The 21,623-nt window shown below is 70.5% G+C and carries 25 protein-coding genes; 11 read left to right on the top strand and 14 right to left on the bottom strand.

The genetic code is table 11. The annotated features are described in order from the left end of the window. Positions 1-2: 2 nt before the first annotated feature. From ACFFQA_RS31230 to ACFFQA_RS31220, 3 genes are read right to left on the bottom strand one after another with little or no spacing between them, the layout of a single operon-like run. Positions 3-764, bottom strand: coding sequence for a LamB/YcsF family protein (locus tag ACFFQA_RS31230; RefSeq protein ID WP_377860844.1), 762 nt, complete (start codon positions 762-764; stop codon positions 3-5). 27 nt (positions 765-791) lie between these two features. Further along, positions 792-1,586, bottom strand: a complete 795-nt coding sequence (locus ACFFQA_RS31225) for a putative hydro-lyase (protein ID WP_377860842.1) — start codon at positions 1,584-1,586, stop codon at positions 792-794. Between the two features lie 21 nt (positions 1,587-1,607). Then, entirely contained in the window at positions 1,608-2,870 is a 1,263-nt protein-coding gene (locus ACFFQA_RS31220; RefSeq protein ID WP_377860141.1) for an MFS transporter, read from the bottom strand. A 96-nt stretch (positions 2,871-2,966) separates the two neighbouring features. Here ACFFQA_RS31220 and ACFFQA_RS31215 point away from each other — a divergent pair, with 96 nt between their 5' ends. Continuing rightward, the gene (locus ACFFQA_RS31215) at positions 2,967-3,674 is read left to right on the top strand and encodes a GntR family transcriptional regulator (protein WP_377860139.1); all 708 of its coding nucleotides are present in this window, start codon (positions 2,967-2,969) and stop codon (positions 3,672-3,674) included. Between the two features lie 18 nt (positions 3,675-3,692). Here the strand turns inward: ACFFQA_RS31215 and ACFFQA_RS31210 are convergent, their stop codons facing one another. Genes ACFFQA_RS31210 through ACFFQA_RS31200 form a run of 3 tightly spaced genes read right to left on the bottom strand, consistent with a single transcriptional unit; the run spans position 3,693 to position 5,259 of the window. Beyond that, positions 3,693-4,154: a glutathione peroxidase gene (locus ACFFQA_RS31210; RefSeq protein WP_377860137.1), complete on the bottom strand. Its 462-nt coding sequence runs from the start codon at positions 4,152-4,154 to the stop codon at positions 3,693-3,695. A 35-nt stretch (positions 4,155-4,189) separates the two neighbouring features. Next, a complete protein-coding gene (locus ACFFQA_RS31205) occupies positions 4,190-5,050 on the bottom strand; it encodes a metallophosphoesterase family protein (RefSeq protein WP_377860135.1) in 861 nt (286 codons plus the stop codon). An 11-nt stretch (positions 5,051-5,061) separates the two neighbouring features. Further along, positions 5,062-5,259, bottom strand: a complete 198-nt coding sequence (locus ACFFQA_RS31200; RefSeq protein WP_377860133.1) for a hypothetical protein — start codon at positions 5,257-5,259, stop codon at positions 5,062-5,064. Positions 5,260-5,418: 159 nt separating this feature from the next. Here ACFFQA_RS31200 and ACFFQA_RS31195 point away from each other — a divergent pair, with 159 nt between their 5' ends. After that, positions 5,419-5,844 (top strand): hypothetical protein, encoded by a 426-nt coding sequence (locus ACFFQA_RS31195; protein WP_377860132.1) that lies wholly within the window; start codon positions 5,419-5,421, stop codon positions 5,842-5,844. Here the strand turns inward: ACFFQA_RS31195 and abc-f are convergent. The 5 genes from abc-f to ACFFQA_RS31170 all read right to left on the bottom strand — a co-directional run bounded on the left by abc-f (position 5,747) and on the right by ACFFQA_RS31170 (position 10,116). Next, on the bottom strand, positions 5,747-7,378 hold the full coding sequence (abc-f, locus tag ACFFQA_RS31190; RefSeq protein WP_377860130.1) for a ribosomal protection-like ABC-F family protein: 1,632 nt from the start codon (positions 7,376-7,378) through the stop codon (positions 5,747-5,749). The two genes, ACFFQA_RS31195 and abc-f, sit on opposite strands and share 98 nt — an antisense overlap. 399 nt (positions 7,379-7,777) lie before the next feature. Next, positions 7,778-8,068 carry a DUF6879 family protein gene (locus ACFFQA_RS31185; protein ID WP_377860128.1) on the bottom strand — a complete coding sequence of 97 codons (291 nt, stop codon included), beginning with the start codon at positions 8,066-8,068 and terminating at the stop codon, positions 7,778-7,780. Between the two features lie 277 nt (positions 8,069-8,345). After that, on the bottom strand, positions 8,346-8,540 hold the full coding sequence (locus ACFFQA_RS31180; RefSeq protein ID WP_377860126.1) for a hypothetical protein: 195 nt from the start codon (positions 8,538-8,540) through the stop codon (positions 8,346-8,348). A gap of 369 nt (positions 8,541-8,909) precedes the next feature. Continuing rightward, positions 8,910-9,521: a DedA family protein gene (locus tag ACFFQA_RS31175; protein WP_377860124.1), complete on the bottom strand. Its 612-nt coding sequence runs from the start codon at positions 9,519-9,521 to the stop codon at positions 8,910-8,912. Then, complete coding sequence (locus ACFFQA_RS31170; RefSeq protein ID WP_377860122.1) at positions 9,505-10,116, bottom strand: class I SAM-dependent methyltransferase; 612 nt, start codon at positions 10,114-10,116, stop codon at positions 9,505-9,507. The genes ACFFQA_RS31175 and ACFFQA_RS31170 overlap by 17 nt, the downstream gene beginning before the upstream one ends. A gap of 128 nt (positions 10,117-10,244) precedes the next feature. On the opposite strand from ACFFQA_RS31170, the gene ACFFQA_RS31165 reads away from it, so the two are divergent. From ACFFQA_RS31165 to ACFFQA_RS31155, 3 genes are all read left to right on the top strand, one after another. After that, on the top strand, positions 10,245-11,432 hold the full coding sequence (locus ACFFQA_RS31165) for a sensor histidine kinase (protein WP_377860120.1): 1,188 nt from the start codon (positions 10,245-10,247) through the stop codon (positions 11,430-11,432). Then, positions 11,429-12,085, top strand: a complete 657-nt coding sequence (locus ACFFQA_RS31160) for a response regulator (protein ID WP_377860118.1) — start codon at positions 11,429-11,431, stop codon at positions 12,083-12,085. Before ACFFQA_RS31165 ends, ACFFQA_RS31160 begins: the two co-directional genes overlap by 4 nt. A 107-nt stretch (positions 12,086-12,192) precedes the next feature. Then, positions 12,193-12,516 (top strand): hypothetical protein, encoded by a 324-nt coding sequence (locus ACFFQA_RS31155; protein ID WP_377860116.1) that lies wholly within the window; start codon positions 12,193-12,195, stop codon positions 12,514-12,516. Between the two features lie 359 nt (positions 12,517-12,875). On the opposite strand, the gene ACFFQA_RS31150 is transcribed toward ACFFQA_RS31155, so the two are convergent. Further along, positions 12,876-13,808, bottom strand: a complete 933-nt coding sequence (locus ACFFQA_RS31150; protein WP_377860114.1) for an N-acetylglucosamine kinase — start codon at positions 13,806-13,808, stop codon at positions 12,876-12,878. Positions 13,809-13,895: 87 nt separating this feature from the next. Between ACFFQA_RS31150 and ACFFQA_RS31145 the strand changes: the two genes are divergently transcribed. Genes ACFFQA_RS31145 through ACFFQA_RS31125 form a run of 5 tightly spaced genes read left to right on the top strand, consistent with a single transcriptional unit; the run spans position 13,896 to position 18,721 of the window. Then, complete coding sequence (locus tag ACFFQA_RS31145; protein WP_377860112.1) at positions 13,896-14,810, top strand: MurR/RpiR family transcriptional regulator; 915 nt, start codon at positions 13,896-13,898, stop codon at positions 14,808-14,810. Next, positions 14,807-15,559: a sugar isomerase domain-containing protein gene (locus ACFFQA_RS31140; RefSeq protein ID WP_377860110.1), complete on the top strand. Its 753-nt coding sequence runs from the start codon at positions 14,807-14,809 to the stop codon at positions 15,557-15,559. The genes ACFFQA_RS31145 and ACFFQA_RS31140 overlap by 4 nt, the downstream gene beginning before the upstream one ends. Positions 15,560-15,596: 37 nt before the next feature. Next, positions 15,597-16,967: an N-acetylglucosamine/diacetylchitobiose ABC transporter substrate-binding protein gene (gene ngcE / locus ACFFQA_RS31135; RefSeq protein WP_377860108.1), complete on the top strand. Its 1,371-nt coding sequence runs from the start codon at positions 15,597-15,599 to the stop codon at positions 16,965-16,967. A 3-nt stretch (positions 16,968-16,970) separates the two neighbouring features. Continuing rightward, the gene (locus tag ACFFQA_RS31130; protein WP_377860106.1) at positions 16,971-17,888 is read left to right on the top strand and encodes a carbohydrate ABC transporter permease; all 918 of its coding nucleotides are present in this window, start codon (positions 16,971-16,973) and stop codon (positions 17,886-17,888) included. Next, complete coding sequence (locus ACFFQA_RS31125) at positions 17,885-18,721, top strand: carbohydrate ABC transporter permease (RefSeq protein ID WP_377860105.1); 837 nt, start codon at positions 17,885-17,887, stop codon at positions 18,719-18,721. Before ACFFQA_RS31130 ends, ACFFQA_RS31125 begins: the two co-directional genes overlap by 4 nt. Before the next feature lie 7 nt (positions 18,722-18,728). Here the strand turns inward: ACFFQA_RS31125 and ACFFQA_RS31120 are convergent, their stop codons facing one another. Both ACFFQA_RS31120 and ACFFQA_RS31115 read right to left on the bottom strand, forming a co-directional pair. After that, the gene (locus tag ACFFQA_RS31120) at positions 18,729-20,168 is read right to left on the bottom strand and encodes a sensor histidine kinase (RefSeq protein WP_377860103.1); all 1,440 of its coding nucleotides are present in this window, start codon (positions 20,166-20,168) and stop codon (positions 18,729-18,731) included. Further along, positions 20,165-20,890 (bottom strand): response regulator transcription factor, encoded by a 726-nt coding sequence (locus tag ACFFQA_RS31115; RefSeq protein WP_377860101.1) that lies wholly within the window; start codon positions 20,888-20,890, stop codon positions 20,165-20,167. Before ACFFQA_RS31115 ends, ACFFQA_RS31120 begins: the two co-directional genes overlap by 4 nt. Positions 20,891-20,979: 89 nt before the next feature. Here ACFFQA_RS31115 and ACFFQA_RS31110 point away from each other — a divergent pair, with 89 nt between their 5' ends. Next, the gene (locus ACFFQA_RS31110) at positions 20,980-21,621 is read left to right on the top strand and encodes a GOLPH3/VPS74 family protein (RefSeq protein WP_377860099.1); all 642 of its coding nucleotides are present in this window, start codon (positions 20,980-20,982) and stop codon (positions 21,619-21,621) included. Positions 21,622-21,623 lie beyond the last annotated feature (2 nt).

Raw genomic sequence — 21,623 nt, 5'->3', positions numbered from 1 at the left:
GCTCAGCTGGCTCCGACGGCGAAAGGCGTCACGGGGACTCCGGCCGCGTCGAGCCCGGCACGGACCCGACTGGCGATGGCCACCGCTCCGAGGGTGTCGCCGTGCACGCAGATCGACCGCGCCGACACCTTCAGCGCGGAGCCGTCCACGGCGGTGATCTCCTCCCCCGCCGCCATCCGCACACATCGCTCGACGATCAGGTCCACGTCGTGGAGCACCGCTCCCGGTTCGCGCCGCGACACCAGAGTGCCATCCGGCGTGTAGGCCCGATCGGCGAAAGCCTCTGCCACAGCTGGGATCCCTGCCTCAGCGGCGAGTTCGAGCAGCCGCGAGCCCGGCAGGCACATCACCGGCAGCTCCGGGTCGTACGCGCGGATCGCGGCGACGATCGCGCCCGCCTGCCCGTCGTCGTGCACGGCCTTGTTGTAGAGCGCGCCGTGCGGCTTGACGTAGCGAACACGGTCCCCCTCCGCACGAGCGAAGGCGTCCAGCGCTCCGATCTGGTAGAGCACCTCGTCGGCCAGCGCCTTCGGGTCCATGTCGATGTCGCGCCTGCCGAAGCCCGCGAGGTCGCGGTAGCCGATGTGCGCGCCGATCGCCACGCCGCGCGACGAAGCGAGTCCGCACACCGTTCGCATGATCGACGGGTCGCCCGCGTGGAAGCCGCACGCGATGTTCGCGCTGCTCACGATGTCGAGCAGGGCCTCGTCGTCGCCCATCGGCCACGGCCCGAAGCCCTCGCCGAGGTCGCTGTTCAGGTCGATCGTCACGCCGCTGATTGTGCTCATCGCTCAGCCCACCCGGTACGTCGCGTCGGGGATGTCGGTGACGAACATGTGGCCCGGCGCGTGGGTGACCGCGAACGGCGGTTTCGACGCCATGAGCGCGGCCTGCGGCGTCACCCCGCACGCCCAGAACACCGGCACGTCGCCCTTGTGCGGCTTGACCGCGTCGCCGAAGTCCGGCTTGCCCAGGTCCTGGATACCCAGTCCCGCCGGCGATCCCACGTGCACCGGCGCTCCGTGCACGTCGGGCATCAGGGCGCTGACCCGCGTCGCGGTCTCCACCAGGTCCGCGGGGATCGGGCGCATCGAGACCACCATCGGCCCGCGCAGCCGCCGCGCCGGGCGGCACTGGCGGTCGGTCACGTACATCGACACGTTGCGGCCCTGCTCGACGTGCCGCAACGGGACCCCGGCTTTGGTCAACGCGAACTCGAAGGTGAAGCTGCACCCGATCAGGAAGGTCACCAGGTCCTCGCGCCAGTGCGCGAGGACGTCGGTGGGCTCGTCGACGAGCGCCCCGTCCTGCCACACCCGGTAGCGCGGCAGGTCGGTCCGCAGGTCGGCGCCCGGCGCCAGCACGGTCGAGGCCGACCCGGCGCCGGTCACGTCGAGCACGGGGCACGGCTGGCGGTTGCGCTGCGCGAACAGCAGCACGTCGTAGGCCCAGTCCTCCGGCACCGAGATCAAGTTGGCCTGCGCGTAGCCGTCCGACCAGCCGCTGGTCGGCTCGACGGTCCCGGCGCGGAACACCGCGCGGGCGTCGGCGGGGGCCAGCCGGGACCGCTCGTCCGATGTGTACACAGTGGACACTGCATCCTCCGATCAGTCCAGTTCCGTGCCAAGGGTTTCCGGCAGACCGAACAACGCGACCACGGCGATGCCGTACGCGAGCGCTCCGACGACCATCGCGCCGCCGATACCCATGGTCAAGGCGAGGAACCCGACGAGCGTCGGGAAGAGCGACCCGACCGCGCGGCCGAAGTTGTAGGTGAACCCCTGTCCGGTCCCCCGCAGCGCCGCCGGGTAGAGCTCGGCGAGGAAGGCGCCGAACCCGCTGAAGATGGCGGAGGTGCAGAAGCCCAAGGGGAAGCCGAGGAAGAGCACCAGCGTGTCCGCGCCGTCCGGCACTCCGGTGTAGGCGAGGATCAGGACGGCGGACAGTGCCGCGAAGAGCGCGAAGGTCTTCTTGCGCCCCAACCAGTCCGTGAAGTAGCCGCCGGTGACGTACCCGATGAACGCGCCGGCGATCTGGAAGGCGAGATAGCCGCCGGTGCCGACGACGGTGAGCCCGCGCTCGGCCTTGAGGTAGGCGGGAATCCAGGTGGCGAGGGTGTAGTAGCCGCCCTGGACGCCGGTCGCGAGCAGCGCGGCGAAGAACGTGGTCCGGCCGAGCCTGCCGCGCAGGATGCCGCGGAAGGTGCCCCGCTCGGCGGCCTTGGTGCGCCGCTGCTCCGTCGCGGGTGCGTCGGTGACGTTGCGCCGCACGTAGAGGATCAGCAGCGCGGGCAGGGCTCCGGTCCAGAACAGCACGCGCCAGGCCAGGTCGGGGTCGACGAGGTTGAACACCACGGTGTAGACCACGACGGCGAGCGCCCAGCCCACCGCCCACGCGCTCTGGATGAACGCGACGGTCCTGCCGCGGTACTGCGCCGAGGAGTACTCAGCGACCAGTATCGCGCCCGCGGCCCACTCCGCGCCGAAGCCGATCCCTTGCAGGCCACGGAAAACGAGCAGCGCCTCGTAGGTCGGCGCGAACCCGCACAGCGCGGTGAACACGGCGTAGACGAGCACGCTGATCATCAGCGTGCGGGCCCGCCCGATGCGGTCGGCGAGGATGCCGGCGCCGATGCCGCCGACCGCGGACATGACGAGCGTGACGGTGCTGAGCAGTCCGGCCTGGCCGCTGGAGATGCCGAAGTACGCCGAGATCGCGACGATGCCCAGCGGCAGGACCTGGAAGTCGTAGGAGTCCAGGCCGTAGCCGCCGAAGGACCCCACGAAGGCGCGCTTGCCCTTCGGACCGAGGGTGCGGAACCACGCGAACGGCCGGGTGTCCGCGACCGGTGACGTCGAGGTGGCGCTCATCTGCCCTCCATCTGCTGTGGGGTGGACCACACAGAAGGTAGAGGATTGTTGAACAATCCCTCAAGAGGAAAGTTGTTTCGTTCTGGTTTCCGGTGCTTGACTGGACCAGTGACCGTCTCGCCGGAGCTGAGCGCCCTGGAAGCCGACCGAGCGCTGCTGGGCCGCACCAGCACGGCGGAGAAGGTGGCGGAGATCCTGCGCACCCGGATCATCGAGGGCGCGTTCCGCCCCGGCGAGCGGCTGGCCGAGGACAAGATCGTCAAGGCGCTGAGCATCTCCAGGAACACCCTGCGCGAGGCGTTCCGCCTGCTCACCCACGCCCGCCTGCTCACGCACGAGATGAACCGGGGCGTCTTCGTCCGCGAGCTCACCACGGACGACGTCCGGGACCTCTACCGCGTCCGCCGCATGCTGGAGTGCGCGGTGGTGAGCGCGATCAGCGCACCCCCCGCGGGCCTCGACCAGGTCGCGGCCGCGGTGGCGGAGGGCGAGAAGGCGGAGAGGGCGGGCCGGTGGCGCGAGCTCGGCACCGCCAACATGCACTTCCACCAGGCGCTGACGGGCCTGGCTGGCAGCCCGCGGCTCGACGAGATGATGCAGCAGATCATCGCGGAGCTCCGCCTGGCGTTCCACGTGATGAACGACCCGGAGCGCTTCCACGGCCCGTACCTGAGCCGCAACCAGGAGATCCTGGCAGACCTCCGCGCGGGCAGGGGGCCCGCGGCGGCGGAGAAGCTGGCCGACTACCTCACGGTCGCCGAGAACCAGCTGGTGACGGCCTTCAGCCGCACTCCGCGCGCCTAGCGGGCCCGCGTCGAACGGCTACAGCACCGACTCGATGGCCGCGACCACCTCGGGCGCCTTGGGGTCGGTGTTCGGGCGGAACCGGGCGACCACCTCGCCGTCCGGGGCGAGGAGGAACTTCTCGAAGTTCCACTGGACGTCGCCCGCGTCACCGGCGGCGTCGGGGTGGGTGGTCAGCTCCGCGTAGAGCGGGTGCCGGTTCGGGCCGTTCACCTCGATCTTCTCCGTCAGCGGGAAGGTCACGCCGTAGGTGGTCGAGCAGAACGACTGGATCTCCTCCGCCGTGCCCGGCTCCTGACCGGCGAACTGGTTGCACGGCACGCCGATCACGGTGAAACCGCGCCCGGAGTACTCGCGCTGCAACTCCTCCAGCGCGGAGTACTGCGGGGTCAGGCCGCAGCGGGAGGCGACGTTGACCACGAGGGTCGCCTTGCCGCCCGCCAGCTCGTGCGGGGCCGTGATGCCGTTGAGCGAAACCACCGGGAACTCCTGTCGTGACGAGGGACTCGGGAAACTCAGACCCGGTGCAGCGCGGCGGGTTCCGGGAGCACCTTGCGCAGCACACCTCTTGGCAGGCCACGTGGCTGCCATTCGCGCGGGTAGCCGAGCGAGACCTCTTCGAAGCGGACGCCGTCGTAGTTGTCGGTGACCGGGATGTGCAGGTGGCCGTAGACCGCGACGGCCGCGCGGTAGCGGGTGTGCCAGTCCTCGGTGAGCTTGGTGCCGCACCACAGGGCGAACTCCGGCCAGTACAGGCGCTTCGTCGGGCCCGGGTGCAGCGGCCAGTGCGAGATCAGCACCGTGCGCAGGTCCTCCGGTACCGCGTCGAGGCGGCGCTTGGTGTAGGCCACCCGCGCCCGGCACCACGCGTCGCGCCCCGGATAGGGGTTCGCGTGCAGGAACACCTCGTCCGTGCAGACCACACCGGCCTCGTGGGCGCGCTCAAGGGCTTGCTGCTTGGTCTCGTTGTCGTTGCGCAGCGTGTAGTCGTAGAGCAGGAACAGCGGCGCCACGACGAGCTTCTCCGTTCCGGTGTCCCAGACCGGGTACTCGTCCTCCGGGCTGACCACGTCCAGGTTCCGGCACAGTTCGACCAGGTGCCGGTAGCGCGGCTCGCCCTTGAGCTGGACCGCGTCCTTCGGCAGCGTCCACAGCTCGTGGTTGCCCGGCACCCAGATCACCTTGGCGAAGCGCTCACGCAGCAGCCGCAGCGCGTACTCGATGTCCTCGACCTGGTCCGCGACGTCGCCCGCGACGACCAACCAGTCGCCGTCGGTCTCCGGGCGGATGTCGTGCAGGACCTTCCTGTTGGCGTCGCGATCCATGTGCAGGTCGCTGACCGCGAGCAGGTTGGGGCCGGTGGACTGTGGCTGCATGAGCACCGACATTACCCGCGAGTCCTGGCGCGGACGTCGTCGATAAGAGCCACCAAATGTCCCCTCCTGCCGGCGAGCTGGGCGATGCGGTCGTCGAGCGCGGCGAGCACCGCCTGGAGCGCCTCCAGCAGGGGTTCGCACTCACCGGGAGTCGTCGGCACATCGGCTTCGCCGAGGAGGCAGACGCCGTTCCCCACGACGTCGATCATCACCGACACTCAACCCTCACATCAATGTGAGGCTTCAGCGCCGCCCCCGTGCACGCGTGGCTGGCTGGCGTGGTCAGGGTTTTCGCGTTTTGTCACCTTAATGCGCGAAAGAGCGCTCCCAAATCGCGCTAAGGCTCCACAACGCGAATCGAGGGGCAGGTGGGTGAGGGCGCCAGCGCGTTCGCCACCGGGCCGCTGCTCGGCGACGCGGTGATCAGCGGCGGTCTCGGGCTGGACCTGGTACCCACCGGGCCGCTGCTCGGCGGCGCGATGATCAGCGGCGGTCTCGGGCTGGACCTGGTACCCACCGGGCCGCTGCTCGGCGGCGCGATGATCAGCGGCGGTCTCGGGCTGGACCTGATGCCCACCGGGCCACTGCTCGGCGGCGCGATGATCAACGGTGGTCTCGGGCTGGACCTGATGCCCACCGTCGCCGCCGCACCCGCGTTCGCGGGCGCGGCGGTGGCACTGGTGATCGGGTCGCTTGTCAGCTCCCGGGCTCGCCGGTCTCGGCAACCTCGCCATCGCGCACCCGCAGCCATCGGGTCACCCCGATCGCTTTCAGGAACTCCAGGTCGTGACTGACCACCACGAAGGCACCCTGGTAGGCGTTGAGCGCGTTCTCCAACTGCCCGACGCTGACCAGGTCCAGGTTGTTGGTCGGCTCGTCCAGCAACAGCAGCTGTGGCGCGGGCTCAGCGGAGAGCACGCACACCAGCGTCGCCCGTAGCCGCTCCCCGCCGGAGAGCACACCGACCTGGCGGTGCACCGTGTCGCCTCGGAACAGGAACTGCGCCAACCGGTGCCGCAGCTCGGTTTCGGGGCGGTCGGGCGCGAAGGACTTCAGGTTCTCCCACACCGTCCGCCCCTGGTCAAGGGTGTCCAGGCGCTGTGACAGGAAGGCGGTCCGCCCCGCCGACCGCCGCACAGTGCCCTCCGACGGTTCCAGCTGACCGTCGAGCATCCGCAGCAGCGTGGACTTGCCCGACCCGTTGTCACCGATCAGCGCGATGCGCTCCGGCCCCCTGATCGCGAGGTCGAGCGGCTCGTCGAACACCGGGGCGGAGCCGTAGCCGACATTGATCCCCTCGGCGACGAGCACGGTCCGCCCGGCGGGAACCTCGGTGTCCGGCAACGAGATCGCGATCTTCTGCTTCTCCCGGATGTCCTGGTTCGCCTGCTCCAGCTTGGTTTTCGCGTCGTCGAGGCGCTGGGCGTGCATGTCGTTGGCCTTGCCCGCCGACTCCTCGGCGTAGCGCTTGCGCTGTCCCGAGAGGATCTTCGGCAGTCCCGCGGACGCGAGGTTCCGCTTGGCGTTGCTTGCCCGCTTCGCCGCGCGCTCCTTTGCCTCCTGCGCCTCCCGCCGCTGCCGCTTCACCTCCTGCTCGGCGGAGCGAACGGCGCGCTCGGCCGCGTCCTGTTCCCGCTCAACGGCTTCGGTGTACTCGGTGAAGTTGCCACCGAAGAACCGGGGTTCGTTGCCGACCAGCTCCACGATCTGGTCCATGCGGTCGAGCAGCGCGCGGTCGTGGCTGACCACGAGCAGGCAACCCTTCCACGACTCGGCGACGGCGTACAACCGTTCGCGCGCAACCAGATCGAGGTTGTTGGTGGGCTCGTCGAGCACCAGGACGTCGGGCCGCTTCACCAGCTGCGCGGCCAGGCCGAGCGAGATGATCTGCCCGCCGCTGAGCGTCCTCAGTGGACGGTCCAGGTCGACCTCGCCGAGGCCGAGCCGGTCGAGCACCGCCCGCGCGCGCTCCTCGACGTCCCAGTCGTTGCCGACGACGGCGAAGTTCTCCTCGCCGGCGTCGCCTGCCTCGATCGCCGCGATGGCGGCGCGGATCGGGGCGATGCCCAGCACCTCGTCGACCGTGTCGTTCAGGGTCAGCGCGAGCGTCTGCGGCAGGTAGCCGAGCTCGCCGTTGACCGTGACCGACCCCGCGCTCGGCGCGAGCTCCCCGACCAGCAGCTTGAGCAGCGTGCTCTTGCCCGCGCCGTTGGGCGCGACGAGCCCGGTGCGTCCCTGGCCGACGGCCAGCGTCACCCCGTCGAAGACCGGGGTGTCATCCGGCCAGGAGAAGGACAGGTTGGTGCACGAAAGGGAGGGAAAAGACATGGTTCACCGCGCTTGTGTTCACGGTCGCCGAGGACCGAGGAGGACGGACGAGGAGTGTGTGGACGGGCCGACGAGGGCCGGTCGGTATCACTCGGAGATGTCGTCGTCGCTCACGAGCACAGCGCGGGGCCTCCTGGGGCAGGCAATGTCGGGGACGACAGTACCCGCATCCCCGGACGGGCGCCACGCATTTACGCGCTCGGGTCGCTCGGCGCGGCGGGCTCGCTCTCGGTGACCCATATCGGGCCGTCCGCGCATTCGACCCGGACACCCGCCGCTGATGTCCCACGCCTGGACCACGCCACTCGCCTGGCCGGAAAGAGCGGACTCCGTCGCCCCCACCGCTTGTCCGGTCCCTGATGGTCGAACTCTTCCCTCGTCATCTTCGACCCTGGCTCGCTATGCGACCCGCGGTGGTTCCAGCGGGGCCACCCGCTGCTCGAAGAAACTATCTATCCCCTCACTCGCCCAGTACAGTTCCTGAATGAACTCCCGCCAGGCGGTGACATCCAACGACAACTCGGAAAGAACAGCACCAGAAATCGCACCGTCAGCGTCGTAGAGCATTTCATAAACGGCATCAGCGCCGACAGTCACAATTTCCGGCAGTGGTCCCTGCCGCTCGAACCGGGCCACATCCCGCCGACCGACAACGCGAATCCGCTCGCCGAGCTGGGTTCGCTGCCGCAACGAGTGCAACTACCATTGCAGATAAGGAGATATCTCGTCCTCCGCCACGCGAACCCGGTAGGTGACGAACCCGCTGCGAGCCACCCGCGCGTAGTAGTCCCGGTGATTGTCGCGCCGCGACGCGATAAGGGAGAAGGACTCCTCCCAGCCTCCGCAGCTGAACGCGTCCTAGCTCGCGCTCCCCGTTTCCTGGAAGGACTGGATCCGCTCCAGCTTCCAGAAGTCGTCGAGGTACTCGTCCGGCGAGAGCCGGGGCCCTGTCGGCCTGGGCGGAAGGTCACTCATGGGGGATGTCTTCCTTCGCTGCTATCAGCATCCTGCGCGGGAGGACCACCAGGCGCTCGTCCTCCCCGATGCTCACGTCCTCGGGGAGCCGGGAGGCGTACTCCGTCGTCAGGTCCCTGCCGATCACCGCGATATCGCCGTTGTCCAGCTCCCACAGGTCCGGACAGGTCGGATTGTCGTCGGTCATACCCAGTTCCAGAGCGGATTTACCCAGCCGGCGCTTGAACGATGCGGAACTGTCAGCTTCCCATCTGCGAAACACGACGCCCCCCGAACAATTGACGACATGCCAGAATAAATGATCTTAGCATGTTGATCATAGAGAGGACAGGCCGGTCCGCCGCGTGGACGAGGGATTCACCCAGCTCCGCCACCGTGCCACCGGCGCAAGGAACACCGTTCGTGACACATCCACGCAATGGACGGGGTGGACCAACGGCGCTTACGCCATAATGGGGAACCGAATGACTCGTCTCGTCACCACACCGTCCAAAGACTAGAGAAATTCCCGAGTTTTTCTTGGGGAACCACCTTGCGCTGCGCGGACCTGTCCCGGTCAGGCGACGGTCGCCCTGCGCCTGCGGAGCACCAGTGCGAGCGCGCCGACCGCGATCGCCAGCAGCGTCAGGCTCACCCACCCCGCGACGGACGCGACGCGCTCGTAGGCACCGCCCGCGGCCCAGCCGACGACCACCCAGGTCGAGCCCCACAGCAACGACACCGGGATGCTCCACGGCGCGAACCTGCGGTACGGCAGGCCCGCCATCGCCGCGAACCTCGGCATCAGGGTGCGGATCCCGACGACCCACTGTCCAGCCAGGACGGCCCGGCCACCGAAGCGGTCGAGCAGGTTCTCCGTGCGGTGCCAGCGATGCGCGCCGATGCGGCGCACGATCCTGCTGTCCGGCAACCCGTCCGTGCGGCTGAGTCTGCGGCCGGACGCGTAGGCCAGCGAGGTGCCGAGCACCGCGCCGAGCGCCGCGACGCACCCGGCGACGACGATGTCCACATTGCCCAGATAGGCCAGGAAACCGAACAGCAGCAAGCCGCTCACGCCCGGCAGCACGACGCCGAGCACGATCGCGGCCTCCAGCGTCACCAGCACGCCGAAGACCAGGTAGACCACGACGGGCGGAAGACCGGCCAGCGAGTCACGCAAGACGGTCATGGCGGGGCCTTCTGCAGACGTAGGTCAGCGCGGGCAACATGTTGCGCCACACGGTCCGGGTGATGAGCACTTCGTCGAAGCTACCGCGAAGCATGCGGCGGAACCTCCGCGCACCCGCCATCGGGTAGGCGTTGAGGTAGCTGAACGTCGTGAAAGCACCGTCGGGTGTGAGGACCTTCACGATCTCACCGAGGATCCGGCGCTGTTGCGCGAGCGGGAACAGCGTCCACGGCAGCCCGCTCACGACAGTGTCCACTTTGTCCACTCCGCGCGCCGCGAGCAGGTCCCCCAGCCGTGCCGCGTCGCCGTGCACGAGCTCCAGCTCCGGCTTGACGCGCTCAAGCAGCCGGATCATGTCGAGGTCGAGCTCCACCGCGATGTGCCTGCCGTGCTCGGGCAGCCGGTCGGCGATGGCGGTGCTGACGACGCCGGTCCCCGGCCCGAGCTCGACCACGGTCGGCGCCCCCGTGCTGGGCACGACCTCCGCGAGGCGCTGGGCGAGTGAAGGCGAGCTCGGCGCGATGGCGCCGATGACGGTGGGGTTGCGGACCGCTGCCTGCAGGAAGGGCAGCAGTGCTCCTTGGTTGGCGGGCATGTCCCCACGGTCGTCGCTCCGCCGCCCGCCCGCCTCGACCTCTCGGCCCACTGTCGCGGCCGAAGGGCCGATCCTGCTCCTCCTTCGGCAGGAGGCGTCCCCTGACGTTCGGACCTACTGTTCTCGGGGTGCGGCAACGGTTGGCCCTCGGGCCGGGAGCCCTGGTTCGGATGGTCCCCATCTGGCTCGCGGCCGCCTATCTCGTCCCGGGGCTCCTGGTTCCCCGAGAGTGGTGGGAGTCCAACGAGCAGTGGTACTGGGCCCTGATCTTCATGTCGGCGGCGCTGGCGCTCTACAAGGGGCCGCTCGACCTCCACGTGGTGCTGATCCAGTCGATTCTGATGATCACCGTCGACCAGGAGGGGGCGATCGCCAGCGAGGTGACCCAGGTCGCGATGCTGATCAACCTGTTCCACCTGGCATCGGGCCCCCGGGGCAGGCTCGCCGTCGGCACGGCCGCGGTGACCGTCGCGACCACGCTGAACCTCATCGACGTCCCCTGGGACAGCCCGTCGCAGGACTCCCCCTCGGCGCTGCCGCTGGTCACGGTCGCGGCCTGCATCGTGGCCGCGCCGGTGCTGCTCGGGCTGCACCAGCAGGCCCTGCGCGACGCCGCGCGGCAGGCCGAGGAGCGCGTCAGCGAGTCCGAGCGGCGGCACGAGCTGGAGAAGCGGGAGGCGACGGCGAACGAGCGGGCGGCGATCTCCCGCGAGCTGCACGACCTGGTCGCACACCACGTCGCGTCGATCGTGCTGCGGGTCGGCGCCGCCAGGCACGTGGCAGGCGAGACCGATCCGCGCATCCGCGCGGTGCTCGACGACGTGCACTCGACCGCAGCGGCGGCGCTGGAGGACCTGCGCCGCCTGGTCGGCGTGCTGCGCGACGGGGAGCGCACCCCGATCGAGCCGCTGACCGATCCCGCCGGGCTCACCGAGTCGCTCAACGAGCTCGTCCGGCGGACCCGCCGTGCCGGCCCGACGGTGACCGCGGAGCTCGGTCCCGGTCTGTCCACTCTGGACTCGGTGCGGCGGCTCGCCGTGCTGCGCCTGGTCCAGGAGGCGCTGACCAACGCGCTCAAGCACGCGGGACCGGACACGGCGGTGACGGTGCGGGTGCGGCTGACGGCGAAGGACGCGGTGGAGGTCGAGGTGGCCGACAACGGGGGCCCCGGCGGTGTCCGGGTGCCCGGCGGGCACGGGATCACCGGGATGCGCGAGCGGGTGGAGCTGCTCGGGGGCTCGCTGCTGGTGGGCCCGGAGCCGGAGGGCGGCTGGCGGGTGTTCGCGGTGCTGCCGGGGAACGAGGAGCGTGGATGATCCGGGTGTTGCTGGTCGACGACCAACCGCTGGTCCGGGCGGGTCTGCGGATGCTCTGCGAGGCCGACGAGCGGATCGAGGTCGCCGGGGAGGCCACCGACGGCGAGCAGGCGGTGCGGCTGGCCGAACGGCTGGCCCCCGGCGTGGTCCTGATGGACCTGCGCATGCCGAGGCTCGACGGGATCGAGGCGACCCGCAGGATCCTGCGCAACGCGCCCGCGACCCGGGTCGTGGTGCTCACCACCTTCGACGACGACGACCACCTCTACCCGGCCCTGGAGGCCGGGGCCTGCGGTTTCCTGGCCAAGGACGCCGAGCCCGCCGAGCTGCTCGGCGCCATCACCAGGGCCGCCGCCGGGGAGAGCCCGTTCAGCTCCCGGGTGCTGGAGCGCCTGGTCAACCAGGCCGTCCGGTCCCGGGCGCCACGGCAGGACGCCGGTCCCCGACTGCCGGAGGCGATCACCGAGCGGGAGCGCGACGTGCTGGCGCTGCTCGGGGACGGCCTGGCCAACGCGGAGATCGCCGAGCGGCTGAACCTGGGGGTGACCACGGTGAAAACGCACGTCGCGGGCCTGATGACCAAGACGGGGCGGACGAACCGGGTGCAGTTGGCGATCTTCGCGGTGCAGCTCGGACTGTCCACGCGGGACTGAGCGGGGACCGCACGGGGGCCGACCTGGGGGCGAGCGCCCGTGGCGCGGGCCACAGGACCAGTCAGGCCGGGGTTGCGGTCGCTCCCGCACTGGGACACGCTTCATGGGTGACCCAGGAAAGGATCCAGCTCGATCTGGACGACGTGGGCGTCGCGGTGGATCTCCCCCAGCCCACGCACACACAAGACCAGGTTCGAGACGTCCCCTATCGGCCGGTGGAGTTCCGCGACGACGACCTGCCGAGCGCATTGGAACGCACCGCCGAATGGCTACGCGCGACCCAGCAGTGGCTGGGCGAACCGGTTGACGTCATGGCCATTCACCTCGACTACGACGACCGGGAAGGCTCGCCGTACTACGAGGTAAGGCTGTTGTGCAACGAGGAGGACCTGGCAGGCGCACCGATCGCGCTGCGCAAGCAGGCCGGGTAGTTGTCTGTGAAGTACTAGTTGGTCGTCGTTCCAGCGGTGAGACCCGACTTCCGGGTCTCACCGCTTTTCTGTGTCGGCGTCCTGAGTCCGCGCCGAATCACTGCCGTTGACGCCATGACCAGCGCCCCAGCGGTCATCGAGGCAGAGGAGACGGCTCCGGTCGTGCACGCGTGAGCCAGCTGGCGTGGCCGGGTTTTCGCGTTTTGTCACCTTCTTGCGCAAAAGAGCGCTCCCATTTCGCATCAAGGTGACAAAACGCGAAAAGAGGGGCACGGGGGTGAGGGCGCCGCGGGGGTGAGGGCGCCGAGGGGGACTCGACCGGCCGGGTTCCTTCCCCGTCCATCTTGAGCTGGGCCGCCTCATCCGCCGCTGGTGACCAGGCGTTCGTGCAGCTCCGCGGCGGTGAACGGGTCCGGGGCGGTGAGCTCCAGCAACGCCAGCCAGGCCGCCGCGCGCGCCGCGTCCGCACCGGTCGACGCCGCTTCGGGCAGGCGGTCCAGGACCTCGGCGCGCAGCGGGGTGTCCTCGGCGAGCAGGCCGCCCGCGAGCACCAGCGGCCCCGGGACCTCGCCCAGCTCCGCCAGCGTCGCCAGCAGTCGCTCCGCAGCGTCCGACACCAGTGACGCGGCGACCGGATCGGCCTCGACCAGGTCGAACACCTCCGGGGCGAGCGCGGCGATCTCCGCTCGGGAGGCCGTGTACACCGCGGTCAGGAAGTCATCGCGGGCCGTCGCGCCCAGGTGCTCGCGGACCCGCTCGCCCAGGGGGCCGAGGGTGGGCCCCGCGTTGAGGGCCCGCGCGGTGTGCCGGATCGCCTCACGGCCCAGCCAGTAGCCGGAGCCCTCGTCGCCGATCAGCCAGCCGAGCCCGTCGGCGGCGCGCAGCTCCGCCCTGGAGCGGATCTCGGCGGCCACCGCGCCCGTGCCCGCGATGAGCACCCGGCCGCTCGGCTCCGGGGTGCCGGCGGCGAAGGCCACCGGGGCGTCACCGTATGTCCACAGTGGACAGCTCAGCCCCGCCGCGGCCCACTCGGCCGTGTAGGCGGCGCGGATCTCGGGGACGGCGAGGCGGTTGTAGCCCGCCATGCCGACGACGCCGCCGCGCACCATCGCGGGCTCAAGTCCTTCCAGGGCAACGGTGATCGCCTTGCCGAGCTCGGCGGCAGCGCGGGCGGGGTCACCCCCGGTGGGGTTGCCAGGACCCGCTCTGCCGGTGCCGACGACGCGTCCGTCCAGGGTCGTCGCGACGACGCGGGTGGTGCTTCCGCCGCAGTCCGCTCCGAGCACAAGCATGAAAATAATGTTCACCTCTACCGCTCGCAGCCAACTTGTGGCAACAATTCTTACCGACGTCGGCCAATCAGGGAAGAAGCAACGCACATGGCGCTTGACGGCGAAGGTCTGCTCGAACGGCTGCGCACGGAGCTGCCCGGGTTGCCCGAGGCGCTGCAACGCGTCGCCGAGCTGATCCTGAAGGACCCGGAGGAGGCGGCGCAGGCCACGATCGTCGACCTCGCCGAGCGCTCCGGCACCTCCCCGGCCACGGTGACGCGGTTCTGCCGCACGCTGGGTTTCCGCGGCTACGCGGGACTGCGGGTGGCCGTGGCCACCGAGATCGGCCGGGCCGCGCAGGCCCGCTGGGAGATCGACGTCGACAGGGACATCTCCCCCGTCGACCCGTTGCAGCGGGTGCTCGGGGTGATCGTCAACTCCGACACCCGGGCGATCAGGGAGACCGCGGACCGGCTCGACCTGGACGCCGTCGAGGTGGTCGCCACCGGCATCGCCGAGGCCATCGGCTCCGGCAGGAGGGTCGAGGTCTTCGGCATCGGCAGCAGCGCCGCGGCGGCCACCGAGCTGGTGTTCCGGCTCCAGCGACTGCGCGTGGCGTGCTGGCACCGCTCCGAGGCGCACTCCGCGCTCAGCAGCGCCGCGCTGCTGCGGCCCGGCGACCTGGCGATCGGCGTCTCGCACAGCGGGCGCACCCGCGAGGTGATCGAGTTCCTCGCCGAGGCCGGCGAGCACGGCGCGACGACCGTCGCGGTGACCTCCTACCCGCGCTCGCCGCTCGCCGAGACCGCCGAGGTGGTGCTGACCACCGAGACCCGCGAGACGACCTTCCGGCTGGCCGCGCTCTCCGCGCTGCACTCGCAGCTGCTGGTGCTGGACCTGGTCTACGTGGCCGTCGCGCAGCGCAGCCACCCGGCGGTCGACGAGTCCTTCGAGCTGACCGCCCGCGCGGTCCAGACGCACCGGCTTCCCGAGCATCCCATCCGGAAGGGGAAACACCGTTGAGTGTCAGCGCTGAAGCCTATTTGGACGTCATCACCGATCTGGTCAAGACCGTTGGCACCCGACAACTCCCACAGGTGCGCGCCGCGGCCGAGGTGATCGCGGAGGCGGTCCGTGCGGGCGGGGTGGTGCAGGCGTTCGGCTGCGGGCACTCCGAGGCGCTGGCGATGGAGGTCGCCGGGCGCGCGGGCGGGCTGGTGCCGTCGAACCGGATCTCCCTGCGGGACCTGGTGCTCTTCGGCGGGGAACCGGTCTCGGTGCTCGAAGGGCCGCTGCTGGAGAAGGACCCGACCGTGGCGCACCGGCTCTACGAGCTGGCCCCGGTCGGTGCGGAGGACGTGTTCGTGATCGCCTCCAACTCCGGGGTGAACGGGCTGATCGTGGAGTTCGCACTGCACGTGAAGAGCAAGGGCCACAAGGTGGTCGCCCTGACCTCGCGGCAGCACACCGACCGCGTGGAGTCCAACCACCCCAGCGGCAGGAAGCTCGCCGAACTGGCCGACGTGGTGCTGGACAACGGTGCCCCGTACGGCGACTCGACGCTGCCGCTGCCGGGCGGGGGCGCGGTCGGCGCGGTCTCGTCGATCACCGCCGCGCTGCTGGCGCAGCAGATCGTCACCGAGGTCGTGCGGAGGCTGCTCGCCGACGGGCAGACGCCGCCGGTCTACCTCTCGGCCAACATCCCCGGCGGACGCGAGCACAACAAGGTGATCGAGGACCGCTACGCCGGACGCATCCGCCGGACCGCGTGAACGGAGAAACCCTGTGAACCGGACTACACGACGTTCAGTGCTTCGCGGAGCGCTCGCCGCGGCGGCGACGCCCCTGCTCGCGGGCTGTGTGACCGCGGGCGGCGGGGACCAGGGCCCCGCGCTGCGCGGGCAGGTCACCAAGGACAACCCGCTCGGCGTCGCGCCCGACGCCCCCCTGGAGGTGGTGATCTTCAAGGGCGCGTACGGCGACCAGTACGCCGTGGAGGCGGAGCGCTCGTACAACCAGCGGCACCCGCGGGCGAAGATCGCCCACCAGGCCATCCAGAAGGTCGGGGAGGCGCTGCAACCGCGCTTCGTCGCCGACACCCCGCCGGACGTGGTGGACAACACCGGAGCGGGCTCGCTGGACCTGCCGACCCTGGCGAAGGCCAACCAGCTCAGCGATCTCGGCGAGCTGCTGGACGCTCCCTCGCTCGGCGATCCCTCGGTGAAGGTCCGGGACACGCTGCTGCCCGGTGTGGTCGAGGACGGCGTCTTCGGCGGACGCCCGCGCGCGCTCAACCTCGTCTACACCGCATGGGGCGTCTGGTACTCGCGGACGCTGTTCACCGAGCGCGGGTGGAGCTACCCGAAGACCTGGGACGAGATGCTCAGGCTCTGCGAGGAGATCAAGAAGTCCGGCGTCGCGCCGTGGACGCACCAGGGCAAGTACCCCGACTACGTCGGCGACCTGCTGGTGTCGATGGCGTTCAAGGCGGGCGGCGACGAGCTGCTGCTCGCCGTGGACAACCTGGAGCCCAACGCCTGGAAGCACGAGGCGATGGTCGACGCGGCCACCGCGATCGCGGAGCTGGTCGGCAAGGGCTACGTGATGCCGGGCTCGGAGGGCCTGTCGCACACGGAGGCCCAGGCCGCGTGGACCCAGGGCAAGGCCGCGTTCCTGCCGTGCGGCTCGTGGCTGGAGAGCGAGCAGAAGGGCGTCACACCGGAGAGCTTCCAGATGGTGATGATGCCGCCACCTCAACTGTCCACTTCGGACAAGATGCCCGCGACGGCGGTCCGCGCGGGTGGCGCGCAGAGCTTCATCGTGCCGGAGAAGGCCCGCAACCGGCAGGGCGGCATGGACTTCCTGCGCACCCTGTTCGCCGTGCCGAGCGCCCGCCGCTTCGCCGAGCTGGCCAGCACCCTGCCGTCGGTGGCGGGCGCGACGGACGGCCTGCGGCTGTCCTCGGGGGTGGACTCGGTGCGCGCGGCGGTGGACGCGGCGGGGAGCAACGCGTTCCGCTACCGCTTCCGCACCTGGTACGGCACGTTGAAGAAGTCGTGGGATGACGCCACGGGCGAGCTGTTCACCGGACGGCTGACCCCGCGGCAGTGGGCGGAGCGGGTGCAGCGCGCCGCGGACGCCGTCGCCAGGGACCCCAACATCACCAAGTACCGGCGCTGACCCGTGAAACACGGCAAGTACCGCTTCCTGGCGATGGCGCTCCTGCCCGCGCTGGCACTGCACGTGGTCTTCGTGCTCTCGCCGTACGCGCAGGCGTTCTACCTCTCGCTGACCGACTGGACCGGGGTCGCGGGACAGGCGAACTTCGTCGGGTTGGACAACTTCACCCGGCTCGGCGAGGACCCGCTCTTCCTCGCCGCGCTGGGCAACAACGCGCTCATGCTGGTCGTCGTCCCGCTGGCGACGATCACGATCGCGCTGTTCCTGGCCTCCATGCTCAACCTCGGCGGGCGGCGCGGGCGCGCCGAGGTCCAGGGCGTGCGGGGCGCGAAGGTCTACAAGATCGTCTACTTCTTCCCGCAGCTGCTGTCGGTGCCGATCATCGCGGTGCTCTGGCAGTTCGTGTACAGCCCGAACAACGGGCTGCTCAACGGTGTCCTCACCGCGGTCGGGCTCGACGGGCTCGCCCGCACCTGGCTCGCCGACGGCTCGGTCGCGCTGTGGGCGGTGATGGCGGTGATGACCTGGTCGGCGGTCGGCTTCTACGTCGTGCTGTTCAGCGCGGCGATGGACTCGATCCCCCGCGAGCTGTTCGAGGCGGCCCGCCTGGACGGCGCGGGCCGCTTCGCGACCTTCCGCTCGATCACCCTGCCCCTGGTGCGCGACAACGTCAGCGCGGCCTTCGTCTACCTGGGCATCGCGGCACTGGACGGCTTCGCCCTGGTGCAGATCCTCTCGGTCGGCCCCGGCGGCCCGGACGGCGCGACCGAGGTGATCGGCCTGGGCCTGTACCGCAACGCCTTCTCCTTCGGCCAGTTCGGCTACGCGTCGGCGATGGGCGTCGCCCTGTTCTTCCTGACCCTGACCCTGGCCGTGGTCGCGATGCGCGCGGGCCGCCGCGAGAAGGTGGAGATGGCATGAGGAGGCTGAGACACACCCTCGGCGACGGCGCGATCCACCTGTTCATGGCGACCTGGGCGGTCATGGTCGCGTTCCCGTTGGTGTGGGCGGTGGTCAGCTCGCTCAAGACCGACGAGCAGATCCTCACCAGCCCCTGGTCCCTGCCGGACCGCCCGCGCCTGGAGAACTGGTCCCGCGCCTGGGACCAGGCCTCGATCGGCCAGTACTTCCTCAACAGCCTCGTCGTCGTCGGCGGGGCGCTGGTCCTGACCATGCTGCTGGGTTCCCTGGTCGCCTACGCGCTGGCGCGGTACTCCTTCCCCGGCAACCGCTTCCTGTACTACCTCTTCGTCAGCGGCATGCTCTTCCCGATGTTCCTGGCGCTGGTGCCGCTGTTCTTCGTGGTCAAGCAGCTGGGCCTGCTCGGCGGCTACCCCGGCCTGATCCTGGTCTACACCGCGTACGCCCTGCCGTTCACGGTGTTCTTCCTGACCGGCTTCTTCAGGACCCTGCCCACCGAGGTCGCCGAGTCGGCGGCGCTGGACGGCTGCTCGCACACCGGGATCTTCTTCCGCGTCATGCTGCCGATGGCCCGCCCGGGCCTGGTCAGCGTCGGGATCTTCAACTTCCTCGGCCTGTGGAACCAGTACCTGCTCCCGCTGGTGCTCAACCCGGACCCGGCGAACTACGTGCTGGCCCAGGGCCTGGCGGCGCTGTCGGTGAGCCAGGGCTACCGCGGCGACTTCAGCGGCCTGTTCGCGGGCCTGACCATCGCGATGCTGCCGGTGCTCGTGGTGTACCTGGTGTTCCAGCGCAGCATCCGCTCCGGGCTCACCGCGGGCGCGGTGCGGTGAAGCCGGGTCAGGCCAGTGGGAGCAGGATGCGGGCGGTGGTGCCAACGCCCGGGGCGGTGTCCAGCTCGATGCGGCCGTTGTGCGCCGCGACGATCGCGGCGCTGATCGCCAGCCCCAGCCCGGTCCCGCCGCGGACACGGCTGCGGGCCGAGTCCGTGCGGTAGAAGCGGTCGAACACGCGTGGGGCGTGCTCGTCGGCGATGCCGCCGCCTTCGTCGGCCACCTCCACCAGCGCGTACGCGGCAGCGACCGGCAGCCGCGCGCCGGCATGGGCGACCACGCGCGCCTGTTCCTCGATCGGCCGGTAGCGCACCGTGACCCGCACCGGGGTTCCCTGCGGGGTGTGCGCCAGCGCGTTGGTGACCAGGTTGGTCACCACCTGGCGGAGCCGGGCTTCGTCGGCGACCACCCGGACCGGGCCGTCCGGGGCGGCCATGGTGATCGCGCGATCTGGTTCGCGGACGCGGGCGTCGTGAACCACGTCGTTGACCGGGACGAGCAGGTCGACCTCGGTCAGGTCCAGTGCGCGCTGTTCGTCGAGGCGCGCCAGCAGCAACAGGTCCTCCACGAGGCCGCCCATGCGCGTCGACTCGTCCTCGATGCGCGACATCAGTCTGTCCACATCGGACTTCTCGGGAGCGCCGCCCCTGCGGTAGAGCTCGGCGAAGCCGCGGATCGAGGTCAGCGGCGTGCGCAGCTCGTGTGAGGCGTCCGCGACGAACTGGCGCAGGCGCCGCTCGGAGTGCTCGCGCTCGCGCAGGGCCGAGGAGAGGCGGCCCAGCATCACGTTGAGCGACTGGCCGAGCCTGCCGGTCTCCGTGCGCGGGTCGGCATCCGGCACCCTGCGGTCGAGATGGCCGGCCGCGATCGCCTCGGCCGTGCCCTCGATCCTGGTCAGCGGCCGCAGCCCGAAGCTCACCAAAGCGGTGCCGAGCACGCCGAGGCCGACCAGGATCAGGACGCCGACGACCACCTCGATGCTCAGCAGCTCGGCCACGGTCTCGTCCCGCGACCGCAGCCACATCGCCACCGCTATCGTGCGGCCGAAGTGCGAGTCGACGACCCGGACGCGCCAGTCGCTGCCCCACTCGCTGTCCGGCACGGTGAAGGTCTGCCCGACCTTGCCCCTGATGAACTCGAAGTTCAGCACCGGCATGCTGGGCGACTCCATGGAGGCGCCGCCGCGGAACATCTCCACGCCGTCCCGGCTGAAGGCCACCAGCCGGAAGTCCGTCGGCAGCTGCTGCTCGCCGCGCGCGATCATCTTGCCCGGCGGGCCGGTGACCATCCGCAGCGAGGTGGTCAGCAGCTGGTCGTCGATCCTGGTGACCAGGGAGTGGTCCAGCCACACCAGGCTCAGCGCGCCCACCACGGCCAGCCCGGTGGCGCAGAGCGCGAGCAGCGTGGCGACCAGCCTGGCGCGCAGGGTCAACGGCTTGTGGGTCACGAGCGGCCTCTGCCCCTCGGCATGCGCAGCGTGTAGCCGACGCCGCGGATGGTGTGGATCAGCGCGGGCTCCCGGCGGTCGATCTTGCGGCGCAGGTAGCTGATGTAGGACTCGACGATGCGGCTGCTGCCGTCGAAGTTGTAGTCCCACACCCGGTCCAGGATCTGCTCCTTGCTGACCACCCGCTCCGCGTTGATCATCAGGTAGCGCAGCAGGTTGAACTCGGTCGGCGACAGCGACACCGGCTCGCCGCCCCTGCGCACCTCGTGCCCCTCCTCGTCCAGCTCCAGGTCGGCGTAGCTGAGCACGCCGTCGTCCACGGGCTCCTCACCGGGCGGACGGGTGCGGCGCAGGATCGCGCGCAGCCGCAGCACGACCTCCTCCAGGCTGAACGGCTTGGTGACGTAGTCGTCGCCACCCGCGGTCAGCCCGGCGATGCGGTCCTGCACGGTGTCGCGAGCGGTCAGGAACAGCACGGGCAGCCGTTCGTGCCGGGAGCGCAGCTGGCGGGCCACGGTGAACCCGTCCAGGTCGGGGAGCATCACGTCGAGCACCACGATGTCCGGCTGGAAGTCCTGCGCCTTGACCACCGCGTCCGCCCCTGTCTCCGCCACCCGGACCTCGAAGCCGCTGAGTCTCAGCGTCGCCGAGAGCAGTTCCAGGATGTTCGGCTCGTCGTCGACGACGAGCACCTTCGCGGAGTGCGGGTAGTCGATGTTCACCGCGCAACCTTCTCGTTCCCGGCTGAGAGTTTGCTGGGAACACGCTGAGCAGCGGCGGAAGCCCACCCGAGCGGTGCCACCATGGAGGTGTGGATCTACCAGAGTCGCTGCCCGCCCGGCTGTTCCTGCTCGCCTTCGACCAGGACCGGGGCCGGCTGACGGCGGGCGGCAGGCTGGCCCCGCTGCTGCGCGCCGGGGCGCTGACCGAGCTCTACCTCAGCGGCAGGCTGGCCAACGCCAAGGGCAGGGCCCAGGTGGCCGCGGGGGACGCGACGGGCGATCCCGTGCTGGACCAGGTGCTGGCGCTGGTCAGCTCGACCCGGCCACGGCCGTGGCGGCACTGGGTGTCCCGCCAGCCGAAGACGACGAGGGTCGCCGTGCAGGACGCGCTCGCCGCCTCCGGGCACATCGGCGTGACGCGGCACCGGCTGCTCGGGATCTTCCCCACGACCACGGTGACGCTGCTGGACCCGCGCGGCGCGATGCACGTCTCCAGCCTGGCGTCGGAGGCACTGCGCGGCGCCTCGCCCGCCGCCGACGTCGATCTCGCCGACGCGGCCGTGGTGTGCCTGGCGGCGGCGGCCAACCTGCGCTCGGTGGTCAGCAGGTCGGACCGGCGGGTCTACCGCCGTCGCCTCGCCGAGCTGGCCGGGCGGGTCGGCCCGGTGCCCGCCGCGCTGCGCAAAGCCCTGCAGGAGCAGAGCGGCAGCATGCCCGGCGAGGGCGACTGACG

This window comes from Allokutzneria oryzae (genome assembly GCF_042429765.1).
Lineage (GTDB): Bacteria > Actinomycetota > Actinomycetes > Mycobacteriales > Pseudonocardiaceae > Allokutzneria > Allokutzneria oryzae.
This window is presented reverse-complemented; position numbering and strand designations above follow the sequence as displayed.

What these genes read in the sequence shown, in the direction of transcription:
- ACFFQA_RS31220 (WP_377860141.1), bottom strand. Translation starts at nt 2,870, where the DNA reads ATGAGCGCCACCTCGACGTCACCGGTCGCGGACACCCGGCCGTTCGCG.
- ACFFQA_RS31205 (WP_377860135.1), bottom strand. Translation starts at nt 5,050, where the DNA reads ATGCAGCCACAGTCCACCGGCCCCAACCTGCTCGCGGTCAGCGACCTG.
- ACFFQA_RS31200 (WP_377860133.1), bottom strand. Translation starts at nt 5,259, where the DNA reads ATGATCGACGTCGTGGGGAACGGCGTCTGCCTCCTCGGCGAAGCCGAT.
- abc-f (WP_377860130.1), bottom strand. Translation starts at nt 7,378, where the DNA reads ATGTCTTTTCCCTCCCTTTCGTGCACCAACCTGTCCTTCTCCTGGCCG.
- ACFFQA_RS31180 (WP_377860126.1), bottom strand. Translation starts at nt 8,540, where the DNA reads ATGACCGACGACAATCCGACCTGTCCGGACCTGTGGGAGCTGGACAAC.
- ACFFQA_RS31175 (WP_377860124.1), bottom strand. Translation starts at nt 9,521, where the DNA reads ATGACCGTCTTGCGTGACTCGCTGGCCGGTCTTCCGCCCGTCGTGGTC.
- ACFFQA_RS31170 (WP_377860122.1), bottom strand. Translation starts at nt 10,116, where the DNA reads ATGCCCGCCAACCAAGGAGCACTGCTGCCCTTCCTGCAGGCAGCGGTC.
- ACFFQA_RS31160 (WP_377860118.1), top strand. Translation starts at nt 11,429, where the DNA reads ATGATCCGGGTGTTGCTGGTCGACGACCAACCGCTGGTCCGGGCGGGT.
- ACFFQA_RS31150 (WP_377860114.1), bottom strand. Translation starts at nt 13,808, where the DNA reads ATGCTTGTGCTCGGAGCGGACTGCGGCGGAAGCACCACCCGCGTCGTC.
- ACFFQA_RS31145 (WP_377860112.1), top strand. Translation starts at nt 13,896, where the DNA reads ATGGCGCTTGACGGCGAAGGTCTGCTCGAACGGCTGCGCACGGAGCTG.
- ACFFQA_RS31125 (WP_377860105.1), top strand. Translation starts at nt 17,885, where the DNA reads ATGAGGAGGCTGAGACACACCCTCGGCGACGGCGCGATCCACCTGTTC.